Annotated in this window: 15 protein-coding genes, 1 pseudogene and 1 riboswitch; of the genes and pseudogenes, 5 read left to right on the top strand and 11 right to left on the bottom strand. The window is 66.2% G+C overall.

Features of this window, described 5'->3' with window-relative positions; all coding sequences use genetic code 11:
• Window positions 1-72 precede the first annotated feature (72 nt).
• The 5 genes from WKB88_RS02595 to WKB88_RS02575 all read right to left on the bottom strand — a co-directional run bounded on the left by WKB88_RS02595 (window position 73) and on the right by WKB88_RS02575 (window position 7,156).
• Window positions 73-1,311: a cobalamin-independent methionine synthase II family protein gene (locus tag WKB88_RS02595; protein WP_445818854.1), complete on the bottom strand. Its 1,239-nt coding sequence runs from the start codon at window positions 1,309-1,311 to the stop codon at window positions 73-75.
• 386 nt (window positions 1,312-1,697) lie between these two features.
• Window positions 1,698-2,048 carry a histone-like nucleoid-structuring protein Lsr2 gene (locus WKB88_RS02590; RefSeq protein ID WP_341392976.1) on the bottom strand — a complete coding sequence of 117 codons (351 nt, stop codon included), beginning with the start codon at window positions 2,046-2,048 and terminating at the stop codon, window positions 1,698-1,700.
• A 148-nt stretch (window positions 2,049-2,196) separates the two neighbouring features.
• Window positions 2,197-3,753 (bottom strand): MDR family MFS transporter, encoded by a 1,557-nt coding sequence (locus WKB88_RS02585; protein WP_445818853.1) that lies wholly within the window; start codon window positions 3,751-3,753, stop codon window positions 2,197-2,199.
• Between the two features lie 141 nt (window positions 3,754-3,894).
• The gene (locus WKB88_RS02580; RefSeq protein ID WP_341392975.1) at window positions 3,895-6,390 is read right to left on the bottom strand and encodes an ABC transporter permease; all 2,496 of its coding nucleotides are present in this window, start codon (window positions 6,388-6,390) and stop codon (window positions 3,895-3,897) included.
• Window position 6,391: 1 nt separating this feature from the next.
• Window positions 6,392-7,156, bottom strand: coding sequence for an ABC transporter ATP-binding protein (locus WKB88_RS02575; protein WP_341392974.1), 765 nt, complete (start codon window positions 7,154-7,156; stop codon window positions 6,392-6,394).
• Window positions 7,157-7,307: 151 nt separating this feature from the next.
• Between WKB88_RS02575 and WKB88_RS02570 the strand changes: the two genes are divergently transcribed.
• Together WKB88_RS02570 and WKB88_RS02565 are read left to right on the top strand one after the other, a co-directional pair.
• On the top strand, window positions 7,308-8,585 hold the full coding sequence (locus WKB88_RS02570; protein ID WP_341392973.1) for a sensor histidine kinase: 1,278 nt from the start codon (window positions 7,308-7,310) through the stop codon (window positions 8,583-8,585).
• Entirely contained in the window at window positions 8,573-9,217 is a 645-nt protein-coding gene (locus WKB88_RS02565; protein ID WP_341392972.1) for a response regulator transcription factor, read from the top strand. The genes WKB88_RS02570 and WKB88_RS02565 overlap by 13 nt, the downstream gene beginning before the upstream one ends.
• On the opposite strand, the gene WKB88_RS02560 is transcribed toward WKB88_RS02565, so the two are convergent.
• Window positions 9,214-9,723, bottom strand: coding sequence for a GNAT family N-acetyltransferase (locus WKB88_RS02560; protein ID WP_341392971.1), 510 nt, complete (start codon window positions 9,721-9,723; stop codon window positions 9,214-9,216). The genes WKB88_RS02565 and WKB88_RS02560 overlap by 4 nt on opposite strands.
• 219 nt (window positions 9,724-9,942) lie before the next feature.
• On the opposite strand from WKB88_RS02560, the gene WKB88_RS02555 reads away from it, so the two are divergent.
• A complete protein-coding gene (locus WKB88_RS02555) occupies window positions 9,943-10,545 on the top strand; it encodes a hypothetical protein (RefSeq protein ID WP_341392970.1) in 603 nt (200 codons plus the stop codon).
• 195 nt (window positions 10,546-10,740) lie between these two features.
• Window positions 10,741-10,891: riboswitch (cyclic di-AMP (ydaO/yuaA leader) on the top strand.
• 3 nt (window positions 10,892-10,894) lie between these two features.
• Entirely contained in the window at window positions 10,895-11,770 is an 876-nt protein-coding gene (locus WKB88_RS02550) for a LysM peptidoglycan-binding domain-containing protein (RefSeq protein WP_341392969.1), read from the top strand.
• A gap of 226 nt (window positions 11,771-11,996) precedes the next feature.
• On the opposite strand, the gene WKB88_RS02545 is transcribed toward WKB88_RS02550, so the two are convergent.
• From WKB88_RS02545 to hrpB, 5 genes and pseudogenes are all read right to left on the bottom strand, one after another.
• Window positions 11,997-12,515 (bottom strand): hypothetical protein, encoded by a 519-nt coding sequence (locus WKB88_RS02545; RefSeq protein ID WP_341392968.1) that lies wholly within the window; start codon window positions 12,513-12,515, stop codon window positions 11,997-11,999.
• Between the two features lie 56 nt (window positions 12,516-12,571).
• Window positions 12,572-13,945, bottom strand: coding sequence for a sensor histidine kinase (locus WKB88_RS02540; protein ID WP_341392967.1), 1,374 nt, complete (start codon window positions 13,943-13,945; stop codon window positions 12,572-12,574).
• The gene (locus WKB88_RS02535) at window positions 13,942-14,610 is read right to left on the bottom strand and encodes a response regulator transcription factor (protein ID WP_341392966.1); all 669 of its coding nucleotides are present in this window, start codon (window positions 14,608-14,610) and stop codon (window positions 13,942-13,944) included. The genes WKB88_RS02540 and WKB88_RS02535 overlap by 4 nt, the downstream gene beginning before the upstream one ends.
• 87 nt (window positions 14,611-14,697) lie before the next feature.
• Window positions 14,698-15,753 (bottom strand): FUSC family protein, encoded by a 1,056-nt coding sequence (locus WKB88_RS02530; RefSeq protein WP_341392965.1) that lies wholly within the window; start codon window positions 15,751-15,753, stop codon window positions 14,698-14,700.
• Window positions 15,754-15,905: 152 nt separating this feature from the next.
• A pseudogene (gene hrpB, locus WKB88_RS02525) lies at window positions 15,906-18,608 on the bottom strand (ATP-dependent helicase HrpB).
• Window positions 18,609-18,816: 208 nt separating this feature from the next.
• On the opposite strand from hrpB, the gene WKB88_RS02520 reads away from it, so the two are divergent.
• Window positions 18,817-20,298 carry an alanine/glycine:cation symporter family protein gene (locus WKB88_RS02520; protein WP_341392964.1) on the top strand — a complete coding sequence of 494 codons (1,482 nt, stop codon included), beginning with the start codon at window positions 18,817-18,819 and terminating at the stop codon, window positions 20,296-20,298.
• The last annotated feature ends 35 nt before the right edge of the window (window positions 20,299-20,333 follow it).

The following is a 20,333-nucleotide window of genomic DNA, read 5'->3' as shown; positions in this document are numbered from 1 at the left end:
TGCACCGCAGCGGTCCGTCAAGGGTGCGGGTGCGACGTCATCTGCCGCCCCGCACCCGCTGCGGTACAGCGCTCAGCGCACGGAAGATGCGCGGCGATAGAGACGCGCCGCCGCAATTTCGGCGCCGCGGCCCAGCGACTCCAGCTTGGCAACGGCAATGTCCGGGTGCAGCCGGCCGCCCAGACCGCAGTCGGTGCCGGCAATAACATTTTCCGGGCCTACGAGGGAGGCGAAGCGCTCTATCCGCTGGGCCACAAGTTCCGGGTGTTCCACCACGTTGGTGGCATGCGAGACCACGCCCGGAACCAGAACCTTGCCGTCCGGAAGCTGCTTGTCCTGCCAGATGGTCCACTCGTGCTCGTGGCGGACGTTGGCAGCCTCAAAGGAATAGGAGCCGGCGTTGATGCCCAGAACCAGATCCACGATGTCAGCGAAGGGAATGTCCGTGGTGTGGGGCCCGTGCCAGGATCCCCAGCAGACATGGAAGCGGATCTGCTCTTCGGGCAGCCCGCGGAGGGCGTAGTTCAGTGCCTCCACACGGATCTGCGTAAACCGCTGATAGTCCTCGACGCTGGGTTCGGGGTTGATCTGGTCCCAGTTTTCGGCAATTGAGGGATCATCGATCTGTACCGTGAGCCCCGCGTCAACGATGGCTTTGTATTCTTCCCGGAGGACATCCGCCCAGGCCCAGATGAATTCTTCCTCGCTCGCGTAGAACCCGTTCCCGATTCGGCTTGCCGAGCCGGGTGACAATGCCGTAATAAACCCGGAGGGAAGGTCTGCGGCGGCCAGTCCGGCCTTGAGGTTGGCTATATCGCTGGACAGGGCCTCGTGGCCGGTGTAGCTGATGGGACCGGTGGCTGTGGGAAAAGCGGTGGCGTTCCGCCCGAGCTGAATCCCGCTTTCCGGATCCGAATAGGCTGCGGCAAATCTGGTCCAGTCCCGCCGGTCGGCAAATGAGGTCAGCCGAATGGTGCCCGGTTCACTGCGAATCGGCGCGGCGGTGATCGGATTGAATTCGGTAAGTTCCAGTCCCGCAGTGCGCTGGAAACTGTAGGTCCACCAGGCGCCGTAGTCCACGGCATTGGACATGGCCTTGCCGTATTCACCATCGCCCGGAATGGTAATGCCGAGATCCTTCTGCCGCTGCACCAGGTCCAGAACGGCTGCGGCTAATAGCGATTCAAACTCAGGGGTTCGTTCGAGCGTGAAACCGTCGGCGGCGAAGGTGCGGGCCGCATTGGCGGCTATCAGTTCGGGGGTTCGGGGCAGTGAACCGGCGTGGCTGGTGGAAATGCGGTCAGGCGACATGGGTATTCCTTCCATCGTTCCTGCCGTTAGCACCCTTCCGGATGGAAATGTCCTCGGGGAAGCTGCAGCGTCGCGGAGGCAGGTCTCTCAGCTGCTCTGGATGGTGTGGACGCAGGCTCTCATCCACCGGCAACGCGGGTGCGTCCCCTCTCCGGCCGGTGCCGGGTGCCGTGCGGAGGGGCTGGAACCAGCATGCGGCAGGCCGCGCTGAAACTCCAGAAGCGCGTTATATGACGCGGAGACGGGGAAATATGGCGGATTGTCACGCCATATGACCGGACCGGGCAAACCGGAACAAAGGTCTGCCGGGTGCGCCCGGGCGGGACCATTCCTGCCCCCGTGAAAGCATCCCGCCCGGGCCGCGGCAGGTATGCCGCGGAATCGCACTAATGAGCGGCGCTGTACGCCTCTCGAATTTCCTGGCTGATCCGTCCGCGGGCGCTGGGCTTATAGCCGTTGTCAATCGCCCATTCGCGGATCTTTCGGCTGTCATCGCTGCGCGGCGCAGATTCACGCCGGGCGCTGCGCCCGGAAGCTCCCCCGCGCAGGCGGCGCCCGCTGGAAAGATACGGACTCAACTTCTCGCGAAGTTCAGCAGCGTGCTCGGTCGTCAGGTCTATTTCGTATTGAGCGCCGTCCAGTGCGAACTTCACAGTTTCCTGCGCGTCATCACCGGTCAGGTCGTCAATCAGCAGAACTTGTCTTTTCTGAGCCACGTGGTCTTGTTCCTTATTCATATAATTCTGGACCACCCCTTCGAAACAGTTTAGCCGAAGGGTGCCAATGAAATAGTGCCCGGGGCACATTCCGCCGAGGGATTGCGAAACTAATCCGAGCTGCGGTCCCGGCCCCTTCATTTCCTGAGCCGGGACCGCAGCGGTGCGGTTAGTGGAGGGTTACGCCGTCGGGCAGTTCATTGGTGGGACGGCGCACCAGGAATGATGCCGCCACGGCCACCAGTGAAATGACCGCGCCCCAGAAGAAGGCCGTGTGAACTCCGGCGGCTGCGGCCGGTACAGCCGCCATGCCGCCGTTTACCGCTGCGGTGGTCCCCGTGGTCATCAGGGTGATGAACACGGCCGTGCCGGCGGCGCCGGCCAGCTGCTGCAGCGTGTTGATGATGGCGCTGCCGTGGGAGTACAGCGACTTGTGCAGGGAACCCAGAGCCGAGGTGAACAAAGGAGTGAAAATGAATCCGAGTCCGGTGTTCAGCAGGCAGTGAAGCACGATCACCAGGGCAACAGGGCTGTTTTCGTCCAGGGCAGTCATGCCCCACAGCGCGGCGCTGAGCACGATTGCTCCGGGGATGACCAGCGGACGCGGACCGAACTTATCGAACAGTCCGCCCACGATCGGTGACAGAACTGCCATGACAGCCCCGCCGGGCAGCAGCAGCAGTCCGGTGTTCAGCGTGGTGAGCCCGAGGACCGTCTGCAGGTACAGCGGCAGAACAATGAGGCATCCGAACAGGGCCATCATGCTGACAAGAACCAGGACGATGGCGACGACGAAGGGTTTGCTCGCAAAGGTCCGCAGGTCCATCAGCGCCCGGTCGGTGCGCTGAAGCACCAGCTGGCGGAGAATGAATCCGGCCATGGCCAGGACGCCGGCGGTTAGCGGAATCCACAGCGGCATCACTGCCTTGCCGGAGGCGGCTTCGCCAATGCTGCTCAGCCCGAAGATCAGTCCGCCGAAGGCAAAGGTGGACAGCACAATGGAGAGGATGTCGAAGGGGACGCGTTTGGACTCGGTCAGGTTCTGGACCTTCAGCGCTCCCACAATCAGGGACAGCACTGCGATCGGCAGGACCAGCCAGAACATCCAGCGCCAGTCAAGGACGCTGAGAATGATGCCCGAGACGGTGGGGCCGATGGCCGGAGCCACGGCAATGACGATCGAGATTGTTCCCATCATGCGTCCGCGCCGGTGGGCGGGGACGGCGTTGAGGACGGTGGTCATCAGCAGCGGGAGCATGATGGCGGTGCCGCCGGCCTGGATGACGCGTCCTGCCAGCAGCACTCCGAACCCCGGGGCCAGTGCGGCCAGCAGGGTTCCGGCACTGAACAGCGACATGGCGGTCATAAACAGGCCGCGCATGGAGAAGCGCTGGAGCAGGAACCCGGTGGCGGGAATCACCACCGCCATGGTCAGCATGAAGCCGGTGGTCAGCCACTGGGCGGTTCCGGCGGTGATATTCAGATCTGCCATGAGCCGCGGCAGGGCCACGCTCATGATGGTTTCGTTCAGGATCACCACGAAGGACGAGACCAGCAGGAGCCCGATCACGGTCTTCGTGCGGGGATCCAGGGCATCCGGTGCGGGGACCCGTGCGCCGCGCGGGGTTTTACCGGCTGCTTTTGCAGGTACCGCCCGGCCGGAGGCCGTTTGCGGCTGCGGGGACGACTGTTCGGAGGAGACTACGGAAGGGGGGTCAATGCTCAAAAGAGAGAAATCCTGTTCACGGTGGTGGAGGTGGGTGCCGGGTCTTGCCCGAGCTGCAATCTTAGCCGCGCCCCGGAAGGCCCTTGAACGCGCCCGGGCGGGGCAGCAGCCGCCGCTGCTGTCCCGCCCGGACCTCGATTGTCAGTCTGCCGGCCGACGCAGCGCGGCACGCGTGGCCACCGCTATGGAGCCCAGGCCCAGCAGCGCCGTCGTGCCGGCAAGCAGCAGATAAGCCACCGGCTGAATTGTCGGCACCGGCTGGCCGGAGACGCTGAAGGCAATACCCATCAGCGGCGGCACGGCGAGCGCCGTGCCCAGCACGACGGCGGTTACGGCTACCAGCACCGATTCCAGCCGCGTCATGCGGCGCAGCTGCGCATCGGAGGCCCCCAGGGTGCGCAGTAGCAGCAGTTCGGGGCGGCGCCGTGCGGTCGCCATCACCAGGGTATTGACCACCGAGATACCCAGGTACCCCAGCAGCACCAGCATCGCCAGGACGGAGACCCACGACTCGGCGCTGCGCTCTGCTGCTCCGGCGGCACCCAGCTCCTCCCTGTCCAGTACCGTCAGGCCCAACTCGCCCACCGCAGCGGTCAGCGCTGCCGGATCCGCATCATCTTCCGTGCTGACCAGCAGATGGTCGTTCAGGCCCGTAGTGGTGTGGCCGCGCAGGGTGTCGTTGGCCACCGCGACGTCGCCGAATCCCAGGCCCCGTTCATAGGTGGCCACGACGACGGCTGTCGCCTCTGTTCCGTCACCGTAGTAGAAGGCGAACTCCTCCCCCGGCTCTGTACCGGTTTCCCGGGCCAGCGCCGTACTCAGCGCCACGGTGCCCGGCTCGGACAGCCGGTCCAGCGTCCCTTCGCTCACCCCAAGGTCCAGGGTTCCGGACAGGTCCTCCGGAGCCAGACCTTGGATGGCGTAGGGCTGCACTCCGTCCTCCATCCCCAGGAACGCGGCTTTCGCGAGGATCGCGGAGCGGGCCACGGGAGACGTGGCTTCCACCCCGGGCAGCGCGGCGACCTTGTCCGCCAGTTCCCCGGAGATTCCGGAGCCCGGGGCGCTGACCAGGTAACCGGCCACCACTCCGTCACGGGATTGCCGCTCGGCTTCCGCAGCCACGGTTGTCGGCATAAAGAACTGCACGGATCCAAGCGCGATGGCCAGCGCCAGCGGAATGATCCCCGAGGCCAGCCGGCGCGGGAACGCCGTGGCATTGGCCTCGGCCAGAATCAGCGATGCCGATGCGCTGCGGCGGACCAGCGGCTGCAGCAGTTTCAGCACCCCCGCCACCAGCCAGGGCCCGAGGACTCCGGCACCGATGATCAGGAGCAGGATGCTGGAGGCTGCGGCAGCGAGACCGGCAGTCCCGGGCACCGCCACCGGAACCAGCGCGGCGGCAAGGCCTGAGCCCAGCAGCGCCAGCCCGGTAATGACGCGGCCGCGGCCCAGCTGTGATTTCTCGGTGACCGACTCGCGCAGTGCGGTTGTCGGTGCTGTGCGGACGGTGCCGCGGGCAGCAACAAGCGAAGCGCCCACTGCGGCCGCAATACTGATCAGGACGGCGGCCAGTACCGGAAGCGGGCTGAAGGCGAGCCGGAAACCTTCGGGAATGACCCCGGCCGCGGCAAACTGGCTGCCCAGGAACCCGGCGAGCAGAAATCCGGGCGCAGCGCCCAGCACTGCGGCCGCCCCTGAAACCAGCAGGACTTCGCGGACCACCAGGCCCAGGGTCTGGTTGGCTCCGGCTCCCACTGCACGCAGCATCGCGAATTCCCGCCGACGGCCCAGAATAGACAGGGACAGGGTTCCGGCGGTCACAAACACCGCCGTCATTACCGCCACCCCGGCCAGGGACCCGCTGAACAGCAGCAGCGTGGAACGGGCGGCGGAACCGCCCAGGTTCTCCACATCGCCGCGCCGGTCCCCGGTGTAGCCAACGACTCCGGCCACCTGCGACTCGATATCCGCGGCGAGCTGCTCCGGACGGACATCCGGGCCGGCAATAACACCCACCGTGGCCACGGTGTCCCCGTGCGGCCAGAGAGCCGCCGCGCCGTCGGTGCTCAGGAAAACGGCGGGCCCCGCGGCACCGGTGTCGTTGGCCTCGGTGCCGGCCTCCGGCGAAACAATGCCGGTGACCGTGTACTCCGCCGGAACACCGCCGTGGCTCAGGACGAGCCTGCTGCCGGGATCCGCCCCGAAGCTCGCGTCCACCGCAACGTCCTTCTCCCCCGCGGGAACTTCTCCCGACGACAGCGCGTACGGTGCCAGGGCGGTGCTTTCCCACCCGGCGGCGGACACGCTCGTGCCGTCTGCCGTGGCCAGGGGGATGTCAACGGTGCCGACAGCTTCCTCGACCCCCGGAACGGATGCGATCTGCGCGACGGCTTCGGCCGGAAGCAGGACACGCTCGGAGAAGGGAGCATCCATGTCCTCCACCACGGGGTGCGACTGCGGGGCGCCCACTACGACGTCGGCTCCCTTCAGCCGCTCGGCTGCGATGCCGCCGCGAAGTCCCGATTCAATGAGGATGCCCATGGCGGTGATGAGTGCGGCGCAGAGGAAGACGGCCACAAATACTCCGGCGAAACCGCCGCGGTGGTGCCGGATCGAGGCTTTGGCAAGAGAAAACATGTCAGTGCTCCCCAAGGTTGGCCATGCGTTCGCTGACGTCCAGCGCGGTGGCACCGGTCATGCTGCCGTCGAGGCGTCCGTCCGCAAGGAAAATGACGGTGTCGGCGTGGCCGGCGGCCACCGGATCATGGGTCACCATGACCACTGTCTGGCCCAGGACCGAAACAGTGTGCCGGAGCAGGTCCAGCACCTGGCGGGCCGTCCCGGAGTCGAGGGCTCCGGTGGGTTCGTCGGCGAAAACAGCGTCGGGCCGGGTGATGAGGGCCCGGGCAATTGCTGCCCGCTGCTGCTGGCCGCCGGAAAGCTCCTGCGGCTTCCGCTCGCCCAGCCCTGCCAGCCCCACGGACTCCAGTACGTAGTCGAGCCACGCGTCGTCGCTCCCCCGTCCGGCCAGCAGCAGCGGCAGCGTGACGTTCCGGGCCACGGTGAGCTGGGGCAGCAGGTTGTAGGACTGGAAGACAAAGCCCACGTGATCGCGGCGGAAGCGGGTCAGTGCCTTGCTGCGCATTCCGGAAATCTCGGTGCTTCCCAGCAGCACGCGGCCGCTGTCGGGGGCGTCCAGCCCGGCTGCACACTGCAGCAGGGTGCTCTTGCCCGAACCGGAGGGGCCCATGACCGCGGTGAAGGTTCCGGCCGGTACGGCGAGGGAGACGTCGCGGAGGGCCGGCACCGTGGTGCTGCCCGAGCGGTAGCTCTTCGAAACGCCCTGCAGTTGCAGGGCGGCGGGGACGTCCATATCTGGAAATTCGGAAGGATCGGAAAACATGGGGTTCATCCTTTGAGCGGTTTAGTGGCGGGGTCTTTGCTTCCACCGACGCTACGGATTGGTGAAACGCGATCCGATACAGCCAACAGCCCGGTTTGGGGTATAGCTGGCTATACCGACACTGTCCGGACCCTCGGGCATAATTCATCAGGTGAGACTCCCCAGCCGTGCCAGCCTGCAGACCCGCCTACGGGATGCGGCTTTCCTCCTGCGCGAGGCCGGCTACTGGCTGGGCTCGCTGGGAATCCTGGTTGCCGGGCTGGTGCTGCTTCCGTTCATCGCCCTCGGCGTCGGGCTGTATGCGGTTCCCGGCCTCTTGGAGGTCCTGGACCGGCTTGCCGCCCGGGCGCAGGGACGGGCCGCCGGATTCGCTGCGGCTGTGGTTCCCTTTGAACGGCGCCGGCTCTCCGGCCGGTATTCCTTCGCCCAGTTGGCGGCCCTGCTCAGCGCTCCGGAGTCCAAACGCGACCTGTCCTGGCTTCTGTTCCACAGTGCCTTTGCCCTGCTGGCAGGCATCCTGGCCCTGGTGCTGCCCCTGGGCTCCGTGCTGTATATAGCGGCCGCCCCGTTCTGGCCCCTGTTCCCTCCGGAGTCGCCGCTGGAGCTGACCATCGCCATCCGCAGCTGGGGTGATGCCGTCCTGACCATGCTGCTTGGAGCGGCGTACGGGGTTGCCGCCTGGATTCTGCTTCCGTGGATGGCCCGGAGAATCAGCGAGGGAACTCTCGCCATCCTCTCGCCCCGCCGCTATGCCGACCTGTCGCAGCGCATTTCCGAGCTCTCCGCAGCCCGGGCCAGTGCTCTCACTGCGCACGCCGCGGAGCTGCGCCGCATTGAGCGGGAACTGCACGACGGCGCGCAGAACCGGCTGGTCGGCGTCGTCATGATGCTGGGGCTCGCGCAGCGTGCTGCCGAGACCGACCCGGCCGCCGCCGTGCCCTTCATTGGCCGCGCCCAGGATGCCGCGTCCGAAGCGCTGGCCGGCCTGCGGGCTGCCGTGCATGACATCTATCCGCCGGTCCTGGACGAGCTGGGCCTGGGCGGTGCGGCCTCGGCGCTGACCAGCCGCTCCCCCATCCCCTGCTCCCTGGACGTGCACGGGCTGGAGCGTGCCCCGGCGGCGGTGGAATCAGCTGCTTATTTTGTCCTTGCCGAGGCCCTGACCAATGCGGCGAAGCACTCCGACGCGTCACGGATCGACGTGGTGCTGCACACCGAATCAACTCCTCGGGAGGATGTCCTGGTGATACAGGTGAACGACGACGGGCGCGGAGGCGCGCGGGTGGGACCGGTTGATGCTGCCGAGGGCTCCGGAACCGGGCTTGCCGGGATTGCCCGCCGGGCCGCGGCGTTTGGCGGCAGGCTGGTGCTGGCCAGTCCGGCTGGCGGGCCCACGAAAGTCAGGGTGGAACTGCCGTGCGCCTTCTAATAGCCGAGGATGATGCGCTGCTGCGCGCCGGACTGGAACTGCTGCTCCGGGGCGAAGGATTCGACGTCGTGGGTTCCTGGGACAACGCCGATGACCTGCTGGCAGCCTTCGAGCCGGGCGGGGCAGACGGTGCGGTGCTGGATGTGCGCATGCCGCCCACCTTCACCAACGAAGGGCTGAAAGCAGCCCTGGAGTTGCGTGCGCGGGTGCCCGACTTTCCCGTTCTGGTCCTTTCCGCCTACGTTGAGGACCGCTACGCCAGCAGGCTGCTGGCCTCCGGGGCCCAGGGTGTGGGCTACCTGCTGAAGGAACGCGTGGGCAACGTCGGGGAATTTGTTGACGGCCTGCGGCGCGTATCCTCCGGGGGAACGGTGATGGATCCAGAAGTCATCGCCCAGCTGTTCAGCCGGCGCAGCACCCGGGACCCCATCAGGTCCCTGACTCCCCGGGAGTTCGAAGTTCTGGGACTGGTTGCCGAGGGGCTGGGCAACACGGCCATTGCTTCGGCCATTTCCGTTTCGGAGACTGCTGTCAGCAAGCACATCGGCAATATCTTTGCGAAGCTGGGGCTGGCCCAGTCAGACAGTGGCCACCGCCGGGTCCTCGCCACCCTGGCGTACCTGCGGTCCTAGTTCAGCTTCCAGATCTCCTCACCGTCCGGATCAAGCAGGCCGGTGCGTGTGAGCCCAAGACGGGCGGCTACCGCGGCGGAGGGAACGTTTGCGGGGTGGATGCTGGCGGAAAACCGGACCACGCCCTGCCGGATGAGCCAGTCCACCATGGCCTGCGCTGCTTCCGTGGCATAGCCTCGACCCTGATGTTCCTCACCCACTACCCAGGCGAGATCCGCCGTCGAGCTGCCGGCATCGACCGTTGCCTGGACAAAACCCGCGGCGGATCCGGTATTCCGAGTCCGGAAAACCCAGTTCAACCATAATTGTGCCCCCGACGGATCTCCGCCTGATTGGAGGATGTAGCGGTGAGTCAGCACTTCCAGGCCGGGCGGCAGTCCGCCGGTGAATTCATAAAGTCCCGGAGGTGCCAGGACCTGCACCATTTCCGGAGCATGCTCCGGGTGCAGCGGTTCCAGAGTGAGTTGCGCGGTCTCCAAAACCGTCCCGGCGGCTCTTTGGCTCATGCGCGCATTCCCTACCCGTCCGGTAAATGTTTTTCCCGGTCCCATCATGGCGCATTAGGTCCTAAGCACGATATGAGTCTGGTGTATGAAATTTGCGCGCTGCCCGCACTCCCCGGGGTTCCCAAGCGGCGGCGCACGCGCAGGGGCGGGTAGGCTAGGAGTGCTCCCGGTTCCCGCTGATCTTTGCGTTCCGGCCAGATGACGAAGAAAGAGAAGAAGATGCCAGCTCCTCAGCGAACAGATGCCGACAGTATTCGCCAGGATTTTGGATTCCTCACCGTCGCGGAAGTTCTGCAGCTTTGTACTACGCAGCAGATCCTGGATCCGTCATCAACGCTGATTTCCGCAAAAGTACAGCTGGGCGAAGGAAATGTTTTTTATCCCGGCGTCGTACTTCAGGCCGACAATGAGAGCTCCTGCGTGATCGGCCACCGCAATGTCTTTTACCCGGGGGCTTATGTCTCCGCCGAACACGGCGGGATGATCCTTTTGGGGTCCGACATTACGCTGGGCCCCGGCAGCGTGCAGCTCAAAGCCGGCCGGGCAGATGCCGTTGCGGTCGGCGACAGCGCCCGGCTGGCTAACGGCCCCGTGGTGACGGGGCGGTCCGTGCTCGGTTCCGGCTCGCAGATCCTGGGAGCTGTCGAGGCTGATTCCGTGGTCCTTGCCGACGGCGGGGATTACCGGTCCAGCCCGCCGGAGAAGCGCGGTGCCGTTCTGAAGGGCGCGGGAATGGCGCGCGATGTGAGGCTGGCGCCCGGCGACCTCCTGCAGGGATTCGGCAACTTCGCCGTTGCCAACGTGATCCGCCAGACGAACTAACCGGACCGGAGAGGCGCAGGCGCGGCCCATAGTGTCACGGCCCACGCCTAGCATAAAGAGGCGCCACTCACACGGTACTGCGAGGTCCGTTACTAAATAGTTATCCTCCCGTAATCGTCTTGTAGCGTAGTGGTCGTGCCGTTATCTGAAGCGGCTCCCTTGGCTTGTTACCTAGCTCTGCCGCTGGCCAAGGTCCACAGATATTCACACTTCGGCAGAGGCGGGGGAACCACAAACGGGTTCCTTTGAATCCTTGGGGTTAAGTCAGCCAAAGATTTTCTACGGCTGACCGGGTGACTCCCATCCGCATCCGACAGCTCACCTCGCAGGTATCGGGAGAGGTAACTCAATGTCTTTCAATAACACTCGTGGACGCCACCGTGCCGAGACCGCCGGAATGTGGGCCGCAATTGCGAACTCCACCAGCGGCAAAGCACGCACCATCGGCAGCACCGCTGCCGTTGTGGCAGCAGGTTCCGGCCTGATGCTCGGCATGGCAGCTCCGGCTTCTGCCGGTGTCATCGCCAACGACTCAGCCGAGTCCTACAGCGCACCTGCCGCCGTTGCTGCTCCTGCTGCCGCTCCGGCAGCAGCTCCCGCAGCTTCGGGCTCCACCCACGTTGTTCAGGCCGGCGACACGCTCGGCAAGATTGCCGCCACATACGGCGTCAACCTGAACGACATCCTGGCGCAGAACGGCCTTGCGCTGGAATCCATCATCTACCCCGGTGACGTCATCACGTACGCCGGCGGCGCCGCAGCAGCAGCTCCCGTTGCTGCAGCTGCACCGGCAGCTGCTTACGCCGCTCCGGCCGCCGCTGCAGAGACTGCAGACTTCGGCAGCATCAGCACCCAGGCCTCCTCGGTGACTCCTGCTCCCGCAGCCGGCGCAGCTGTTACCGGCACCAACCAGACCATGCTGAACTCCGCCTTCTCCCAGATGGGTGCAATGCAGGACTGCACCGTGCTGGTGGAAGTTGCCCTCCGGGCAGCAGGCCACTCAGTTGGCGACCTGGCCCCCGCGCAGCTTGCTGCCTACGGAACCCCGGTCTCTGACCCGATGCCCGGCGACATCATCTACTACGCCGACGGCGGCATGGGCTTTGCCCACATCGCTATCTACATCGGCGACGGCCAAGCCATCCACAGCGGATGGAACGGCAACCAGACTGTTCAGCAGAGCGCTAACGTCGGTTCCGGTGCCGCGTACTACCGCGTAGCGTAATCACGCAGCACTAGATTTACCGCAGGGGCGGGAAGCGAACGTCCCAAACCTTCGGTGAAACCAAAAGGAACGCCCGGCCATTGGCCGGGCGTTCCTTTTCTCGTCCCAGTTGGAATGTCCCAGTTGGAATGTCTCAGTTGGAATGTCTCAGTTGAATTCTCGTTCAGCTGGCTTTTGTTCAGTTGGCGGTCTGGATGGAGTTGGCTGCCTTTGGGTCTGACGGTCCTCAGGCGGCAGGCTCGTCCTGTTCCCGGGCGTCGTCCTCCTCCGCGCGGCCGTCGTTATCGGCGCCTGGCCCGCCGTCGTCGTCCGGACCGTTGCCGCCGCCGCGGTGGCCGTCATGGTGTCCGTGCCGGCCCTGATCCGCGTCCTGGTCCTGGTCCGGGCGGCCCATCTCAGTGTCGCTGTCCCGGGAGCCCTTGTCCGGCTTCTCGCCGGACTTCTCATCACGGTCATCCGCATCCGGTTCGCTGTCGGCGTCCGCCTCAGAGTCCGAACCGCCGTTGTCTTCGTCGGAACGCGGACCGCGGTCGGGCCTGGTGTCCGAGTCTTCCGTCTCGGTGTTGTTCTCCGTGCCCTCGTCCTGCTGCTCGGTCACCGAGGCCTGTTCCTGATCCGCCGGGGAATCCGCGGTAGCCATGCCGGCGAAGAAAGAACCAACCAGCAGTGCCAGGGCCCCGACGACGCCGAGAATCCAGCCAAGCGGTCCCCTGGCCTTGTCCCGGATTGCCATAGTGGTTTTCACCTCCGAATAGTGGGTTGCTTACGCATCCATTTTCGGATCAGATTCTTCGAGGATTCTTAGGGCCGCTTTCCGGCCAGCGGCAGCCGGACTTCCACCACTCCGCCCGCTCCGCCCGCACCGCCCGCTCCGCCCGCACCGCCCGCGGCAGGCAGTGCGCGGACGCTGCCGCCGTAACGGGATGCTATTTCTGCGACCAGGGCCAAGCCCAACCCGTAGTGCCGCGGCTCTGCTGACGTTTCTACGCCGCGCGACGGTCCCGATTCAGCGGTTCGGCCATCCTTTTCGGCGGGGTCCCCGGCTGGCTTCCGGGCCTGGTTCCGGGTAGAGGCGAACCGTTCGAAGGCCTGCCGGCTGAATCCGGGTGGAAAGCCGGGACCGTCGTCCATAACCCTGATCACTGCTTCCCTGCCGCTGGGTCGCACGGAAACCCGCACGAGTGATCTGGCATAGTCCAACGCGTTGGCCCCCAGAGCCGTGAAGATCCGCTGCAGGGCAAACTGACCGCCGAGAACAATAACCTCCGGCGCCGGAGTATCCAGCTCCAGGAACAGATCGCGGCGCCTGGCTTCGGGCTGCAGCGACGCCACCGCTGATTCCGCCAGCACAACCAGGTTCACCGGTTCCGCCGGCCCGGTCTGCCGGGGATCGGCAGCCATCAGCAGGTCCTCCAGAATCCCGGTCAGCACCTTGGTGTCGGCCACGACGTCGTCGGCCGCCTGCACCGCTTCCTGGTCCGGCCGGCCCCCGCTGCCGTCAGCGTTGGATTGGGGCGCCGGCCCGGCGGCGTCGGACACGAGCCGGCGCCGCAGCAGCTGCGCCCGGGTGCTGAGCAGCGTCAGCGGAGTCCGCAGTTCGTGGCTGGCGTCCGCAACAAAACGGCGCTGCAGCGCCAGCGCTTCGGCCATGGGACGCATCGCTGCGCGCGCCGCCAGGGCAGAGACCGCTCCGGCCACCAGCCCCGCCGCCGCCACGGAAACCACCAGTGCCACGGCCAGGCGCCGGAGCTGTTCGGTGGATTCACGCGTGTCAACGGCCGCCTGGACTACGTCGCGGCCGCGGCGGGTGGTCAGGACCTCGTAGGTGCGGTCCCCGGCGGTCACGGTATCCCGGCGGGCGACGCCGGTCTCAGCCACTTCGGCCAGCGCCTCCTCATCCGGCAGCCCCGAAGGCATGTTGCGGGAAACAGCCAGCCGGCCGTCGTCGTACACGGCCAGGAAGACATCCAGCGGAGCCTCCCGCGGAGAATCGGACTGTGCGGCCGAGGACAGTGTCTGTTCCGCAGCTTCCCGGGTCTGCGTGGATACCAGTCCGTACACCAGCCCCGCGGCCAGGCCCAGCAGCACCACAACCAGGACCGTGAACTGGACGGCCAAGCGCAGCGACGCGCGCGTCAGCTCGGCATCTTCCGGGTTGCCCCCGGGGTGCTTCACGTCCGAGCTCCGAGCCGGTATCCGATGCCGCGCACCGTCAGCACGATGCCCTTGCCCAGCTTCCGCCGAAGGTAGTGGACGTACGTGTCCACCACGCCGTCGTCGTCCGCGTCCGGGAACACGGCGTCCAGGAGGTCAGCGCGCGGAAAGACCTGCGCGGGGCGGCGTGCCAGCTGTTCCAGGAGGGCACCTTCGCGGTCGGAGAGGACCACCACCTCGCCCGAGTCGGTGGTCACGGTACGTCCGGTGGTATCCAGGACTCCGCCGGGCACGGGCAGGGCAGGCGTGCGGGGAACATTCCGGCGCCGCAGCACCCGGAGCCGGGCCAGCAGTTCGTCAATGTCGAAGGGCTTGGCCAGATAGTCCTCGGCGCCGCGGTCCAGGCCTTCCACCCGGTCCGCCGGGTTTCCCAGAGCGGATAGCACCAGCGCGGGCACGTAGATGCCCCGGCTGCGCAGCCGGGCCAGGACATCGAGCCCCTCGATGGCCGGCAGTCCGCGGTCCAGCAGGAGGACATCGAACGGGTGGGTCAGCCCCTCGTGCAGGGCCCGCTGTCCGTCGAAGGCCACCGTCACTGCATAGCCTTCGGATTCCAGGAGCTCCGCCAGCATCCGCGCCAGGCTGCGGTCATCTTCCACGACCAGGATCCGGGGACGGTCCGTCATGCCCGAAAGTCTAGCCGCGGGCTCGCCCAAACACCCGGGCCCGCCGGCCGCAGGGAGCTCTCACGGCGGAATCAGCGGCTCGGCCGCCTACTGCCGATCCGGCGCGGCCGGGGCTGGCCGCCGCAACAGCTTCTTCACCCGTTCCGCGCCGCGGCCCGTCGTCAGCAGAATCACGACGACGGCGACCAGCGCGCCGATGGTGGTCTCAACGGCCCGGTCCACGGTCAGCTCCCAGACCGGCTGGACGGAGACAAAGCCGGTCATCAGCAGCGCCACGGGTGTCAGGAAGACCATGGCGAGCCCGTAGTGCCTGATGACATACACCTCGCCGCCGAACTGCAGCAGTGCCAGGAGGACTGCCAGTTGCACCGGACTCCATCCCGGTTGCAGCAGCAGGGCGGAGAGCAGAACGCCGCCGTACGTTCCCAGGATGAAGTGGCTGGCCCTGGCCGGAGCGTGCGCGGCATCTGCTGCGGCAATCGGTGCGCAGGCCGCGAGCATCGCCCAGTAGCTGTGTCCCGGCCCCAGAAGCAGTGCCAGTGAACCGGCGCCGGCGACGGCGGCGGCGTACCGTCCCGAGTGGGCGAGGATTCGTGCTGCTTCCGGCGGCGGAACCTGCTGCCGCAGCAGGACCGGGGTGTGGCGGCGGGCATGGAGCCGGCCGGCGATCCCCAGCAGGACCGCGGTTGCGGCGCTTCCGGAGACGGCCAGGGCAGCTTCACCGACGGATCCCGCAAAAGGAGCGGCGGCGGTGGCGGTAAACGCGAAGATGTAGGTAAAGGGACCGGCGGGCCTGATGCGCAGGAAGTCCGCAGCCACCGAGATGACCATGGCGACAACGGTGGCGGCAGCAACCAGCTCCCAGTCGCCGTGCCCGGCAACGGACATGGAGACTCCGGCCACCACGGTCAGGCACATCAGCACGCCGGACTGGGCTTGATGGCGAAGCCTCCGCCAGTGCGGTTCCGAGCGGCCGAAAACTCCGGTGAGCGACCCGAAGATGGCACACATCGTGAGATCGGTGCGGCCCAGCAGAATCAGTACCAGCAGCGGAATCAGCATCCCTGCGGCCACCCGCACAGCGGGGAACCGGTGCCCGCGGCCGGCAGGGACCGCCAGGAAGCCACGGATGTCTTGCTTCACGGGGTAACGAGCCTTTCACTGCGGCAGGGAACAGGAAAATTGCCGCCTTTCCAGCCTATGAGCGCAGGCCCGCCCGCCAACGGAGCCACTCACGTGATTCATCTCCTACCGCTCCCGGCATCCGGCTCCCGGCATCCGTTCCGTCTCAGGCGCTACATCCGGGCCTTCGTTTTTGCCGTGGCCTTTGCCGCCCAGGGGTCTTCCGGCCACGGGTGCTTGGGGTATTTGCCCCGCATTTGGGCACGTACCTGAAGATAGGGTCCTGACCAGAAGGATGCCAGATCGTCAGTGACAGCCAGCGGCGCCCGGGCCGGTGATAAGAGGTGGAACAGTACCGGCACCCGTCCCTGAACCAACCGCGGCGTCTCCGCCCAGCCGAAGCACTCCTGCAGCTTGACCGCCACTACCGGGCGGCCGCCGTCGTCGTCCACTGCGGGATAGGTAATCCGAACCTGGGATCCGCTGGGGACCTGCAGCCGTTCCGGCGCCAACTCCCCCAGCCGCGATGCCTCCGGCCATGGAAGCAGCCGGCGCAGCGGTTCCGTGAGGTCGATTCCGTTCACTGACGCGCCGGCGGCCAGCGCCTGCAGTTCCGGTGCGAGCCAGTCATCAAGCCGGGCAAGCAGCGCAGGTTCGGAAACATCGGGCCAGGGCTCCCCCAGTTCGCGGTGCAGCAGTGCCATCCGGCGCCGAAGCGCGTCGGCCCCCGGGGAAAAGCCGATGACTCCCAGCCCTTCGCGGGCGAGGGCTCGGGCTACGGCTGCCCGGCCTTCTTCAGGTGACGGGCGGACCGGTGTGGAGGACAGCACAACAGCGCCCAGCCGCCGTTCACGCTTGGCAGTGACTCGGCCGCCGGTGAACGCCGCCTCCACGGTATCCGTTAGCAGATGCCGGGCTGCGGCTTCCGCCGTGTCCTGGCTCAGGGGTGCCGCCGAGCGGATCACGGCTCCCGTTCCGGCAGCATCCCGGCCCTGAGCCCGGGAAACCTCAGCAACAGCGAGCCACTCATACCCGGCCAGCGGGCTGCCCGCCGGCAGGCCTGCCCGGGTTCCGGTCGACAGAAGGTACCGTTCACCGGCACCGGCGCCGCCGGGGACGCGACGGGCAATGCGGTCCGGGAAGGCCAGCGCGACGACGAACCCCAGGGCCTCGGCTCCCGGCACCGCCACGGCGGATGATTTCGCGGGGCCGTTACTTGCGCGGCGGGACAGTGACTGCAGCCGCCGCACATCCTCCGACCACCGCCGCTCTCCCGGTTCCCGTCCGGCGCGCAGGTTCACCAGCAGGCGGGACAGGTCAGCGCCGGGGGCACGAAGGTCCCCGGACACCAGAGCCACAGCTTCTGCGGCAGTTCGGGCACCGACGACGGGAGTTCCGTCCAGCAGGGCCCGCGCCAGCCGCGGATCCGCGGGGATTCCGGCCAGAGTTCGGCCAAGAGCCGTGACGGCCCCGCTGCCATCGACGGCGCCAAGGTCATGCAGCACCGATTGTGCATCTGCCAGGGCGGCACGCGGCGGGGCGTCGGGCAGCGCCAATCCTTCGCCGCCCGGAGTTCCCCAGCAGGCAAGGACCAGTGCGGCGGCGGTGAGGTCCGCGACTGCCACCTCCGGGGTCTGGTGAGCCGGTGCAGCCCCGAAAGTACGCTCGTCATAACAGCGGATGACCCGGCCGGGACCCTGGCGCGCGGCGCGTCCGGCACGCCGCACGCCGATGCCCGGGAACAGGAGACCGTTACCAGTCCCGACATTCCGCGTGCGGCGTCCCGGCGGGGTTCACGGGCGAGGCCGGAATCGATCACCAGGCGAACCCCCGGAACGGTCAGCGACGACTCGGCGAGGCTGGTGGAGACGATGATCCGCGGCGGTTCACCGGGGCGCCGGCCCGAGACAGCCCGGTCCTGTTCCCGCGGATCGACCTGCCCGTGCAGCTCCAGTACCTCCGTTTCGGGTCCGCGTGCGGGCGGGCCTGCTGCTACTCGGTTGCGGATTTGGGAGGCCACGTAGGACACTTCCCAAGCGCCGGGAACAAAAACCAGTGCGTCGGCCTGCGGGTTCTCGGTCAGCATGTCACCGTGGGCAGCAGCGGCCGTCTCGGCGATGTGGTTCAGGAAGGACCGGGTCACTCCGTGTTCGTCGATGCGAAGCGACTTGCCCGGCGCCCAGCGGACCTCAAGGGGGTACAGCGCCGACGGGCAGCCGATAACGGGTACCGGGCCGCCGCCGTCGTCGTCATTTGCGATCAACGCAGCGAACCGCGGCGCATCAACCGTTGCGGACATGGCCACGAGCTTAAGGTCTGGGCGCAGCTGGCGCACTTCAGTGAGCATGCCCAGGAGGAGGTCCGTTTCCAAGCCGCGTTCGTGGACCTCATCAAGGATGACAGCAGCAGTGTTTTCCAGTCCTGGATCTGCCAGCAGCCGGCGCAGGAGGATTCCCGGAGTGACAAATTCGATGACTGTATCCGTCCCGGTGTGGCTTTCGCCCCGGACGGTGTAGCCAATTCTGCCGCCGACCTTGGTGCCGTCCAGCTCGGCAAGCCGTCGAGCTGCGGAGCGTGCGGCGACCCGGCGCGGCTGGGTGACAACCACTCGCAAGGGTTTGTTGGTTGCGGTGGCCCGGGCAGCAATCAAGTTGGCGACCAGCGGCGGAACCAGCGTGGTTTTTCCGGTGCCGGGAGGGGCCTGAACGACTGCGGCGCCGGCTCCGGCTCCGGCGCTCCGGTCCAGCGCTCCGGTCCAGCGCGGTTGCCAAATCCGGAAGCGACTCCGCGAAAACCAATCCCGCGCCGATCGCCTGCAAGTCGAACGGCCCGGGGTGGCGGGAGGAATCTGGCTGAGGGACGTCCGGAGTTCTCACCGTTCCATTGTCCCCGTCTCCTGCCGGGAATATTTCAAGGACAGCGTGTACCGCGCGTTTATGCCGACTTAACTACTGCCCGCCCGCCACAAGGCAATGCTTGCCGGAGGGCTGTGTGCTATGTACCATTGCACCTTATGTGACACGCAACACCTCCTGCATCCGCTTCCCCCTTCCCCGACTGCCCGCCCTCTCAGCAAGGAACACCATGGAAACACTCGTGGCAATCAATGACTCCATCTGGACACCCATGGCCTATTTTGCCCTCATTGTAGGGCTCTTCTTCACGGTCCTCACGGGTGCCATCCAGTTCCGCCGACTGCCGGACACACTGCGTGAAATCGTGCGTAAAAAGGACTCCCCGGACGGCATCTCCCCCCTCCAGGCACTGCTGCTGACCATCGCCAGCCGGGTTGGCGTCGGCAACATCGCCGGCGTTGCGACGGCCATAGCAGCCGGCGGGCCCGGAGCCCTCTTCTGGATGGTCACCTGCGCCCTCTTGGGTTCAGCCAGCGCCTATGCCGAAACCGTCCTGGCCCAGGTCTTCAAACGTCGAATCAACGGAGAGCACCGCGGAGGAATTCCCTTCTACATAGAGCATGGCCTGAAACTCAAGTGGCTCGCCGTTGCAGTTTCAATCATCACCATGGTTGGCTACGGCCTGCTCTTTCCGGGAGTCCAGTCAAACAACATCGCGGCAAGTTTCGAAGGCGCATTCGGCATGCCGGTCTGGGTTAGCGCAATCGGCATCACGCTCCTGCTCGGATTCGTTATTGTCGGCGGCACCAAACGCATCGTGGGCGTGGCGCAGCTCATGGTGCCGGTCATGGCCGCCGGATACATCTTGGCGGCCCTGATCATCCTGGTGATGAATTGGCAGGAGATTATCCCGGCTTTCAGCCTGATCCTCTCGAGCGCCTTCGGCCTGCATCAGATCTTCGGCGGCATCGCCGGCGCCGCCATCGCTTGGGGTGTGCGGCGCGCGGTATTCTCCAATGTTGCCGGTGTGGGGGAAGGAACCTACGCTTCTGCTGCGGCCGCAGTCTCACATCCTACAAAACAGGGCCTGGTGCAATCCTTCTCCATCTTCATCGATACCGTAGTGGTCTGCTCGGCCACCGGCCTGATGATCATAATGACCGGCTCATACAATGTCACGGCTCCGGATGGAACCGTACTGGTCAGCAATGTTCCGGGCCTCGAGGCTGGAGCGGCATACACGCAAAGCGCCGTGGACACGATTTTCCCCGGTTTTGGTCCGGCGTTCGTTGCCGTGGCCTTGTTCTTTTTTGCCTTCACTACACTGGTGGCATTTTTTTACATCGCCAAAACCAACCTGGTTTACCTCACCGGCCGGGATGACAACCCCGTCCTTGAATGGGGCCTGAAGATTGGCATGCTGGCCATCACCTTCTACGGTGCGGTGGAATCAGCCGCCGTGATGTGGACCATCGGCGACATAGGGTACGGCTCCCTGGGCTGGATCAACATGCTGGTCCTGCTGTGCCTGAGCGGCGTTATCCTCAAGGTCACGAAGGACTACGACGCACAGCGCAGACGGGGACTCGATCCCCACTTCGACCCGGTTGCCCTCGGCATCGGCGGCGCCGATTATTGGGTGGAGCGTGCCGAAACCGCGGCCGCGACCGTGGATTCGCGTTCCGCTGCTTCCAAGCCGCAACTCCCCTAGAGCTAGTTGTTTAGTGCAATGTCACATGCTATCGT

This window comes from Arthrobacter sp. G119Y2 (assembly GCF_038069765.1).
Classification (GTDB): domain Bacteria; phylum Actinomycetota; class Actinomycetes; order Actinomycetales; family Micrococcaceae; genus Arthrobacter_B.
The sequence above is the reverse complement of the archived record's forward strand: the minus strand, read 5'-3'. Positions and strand labels throughout refer to the sequence as shown.

Bases quoted from the DNA above. Each gene is read 5' to 3' on its own strand.
- WKB88_RS02555 (WP_341392970.1), top strand. From the start codon at position 9,943: ATGCCAGCTCCTCAGCGAACAGATGCCGACAGTATTCGCCAGGATTTT.
- WKB88_RS02560 (WP_341392971.1), bottom strand. From the start codon at position 9,723: ATGAGCCAAAGAGCCGCCGGGACGGTTTTGGAGACCGCGCAACTCACT.
- WKB88_RS02590 (WP_341392976.1), bottom strand. From the start codon at position 2,048: ATGAATAAGGAACAAGACCACGTGGCTCAGAAAAGACAAGTTCTGCTG.
- WKB88_RS02520 (WP_341392964.1), top strand. From the start codon at position 18,817: ATGGAAACACTCGTGGCAATCAATGACTCCATCTGGACACCCATGGCC.
- WKB88_RS02535 (WP_341392966.1), bottom strand. From the start codon at position 14,610: ATGACGGACCGTCCCCGGATCCTGGTCGTGGAAGATGACCGCAGCCTG.
- WKB88_RS02595 (WP_445818854.1), bottom strand. From the start codon at position 1,311: ATGTCGCCTGACCGCATTTCCACCAGCCACGCCGGTTCACTGCCCCGA.
- WKB88_RS02580 (WP_341392975.1), bottom strand. From the start codon at position 6,390: ATGTTTTCTCTTGCCAAAGCCTCGATCCGGCACCACCGCGGCGGTTTC.
- WKB88_RS02550 (WP_341392969.1), top strand. From the start codon at position 10,895: ATGTCTTTCAATAACACTCGTGGACGCCACCGTGCCGAGACCGCCGGA.
- WKB88_RS02575 (WP_341392974.1), bottom strand. From the start codon at position 7,156: ATGTTTTCCGATCCTTCCGAATTTCCAGATATGGACGTCCCCGCCGCC.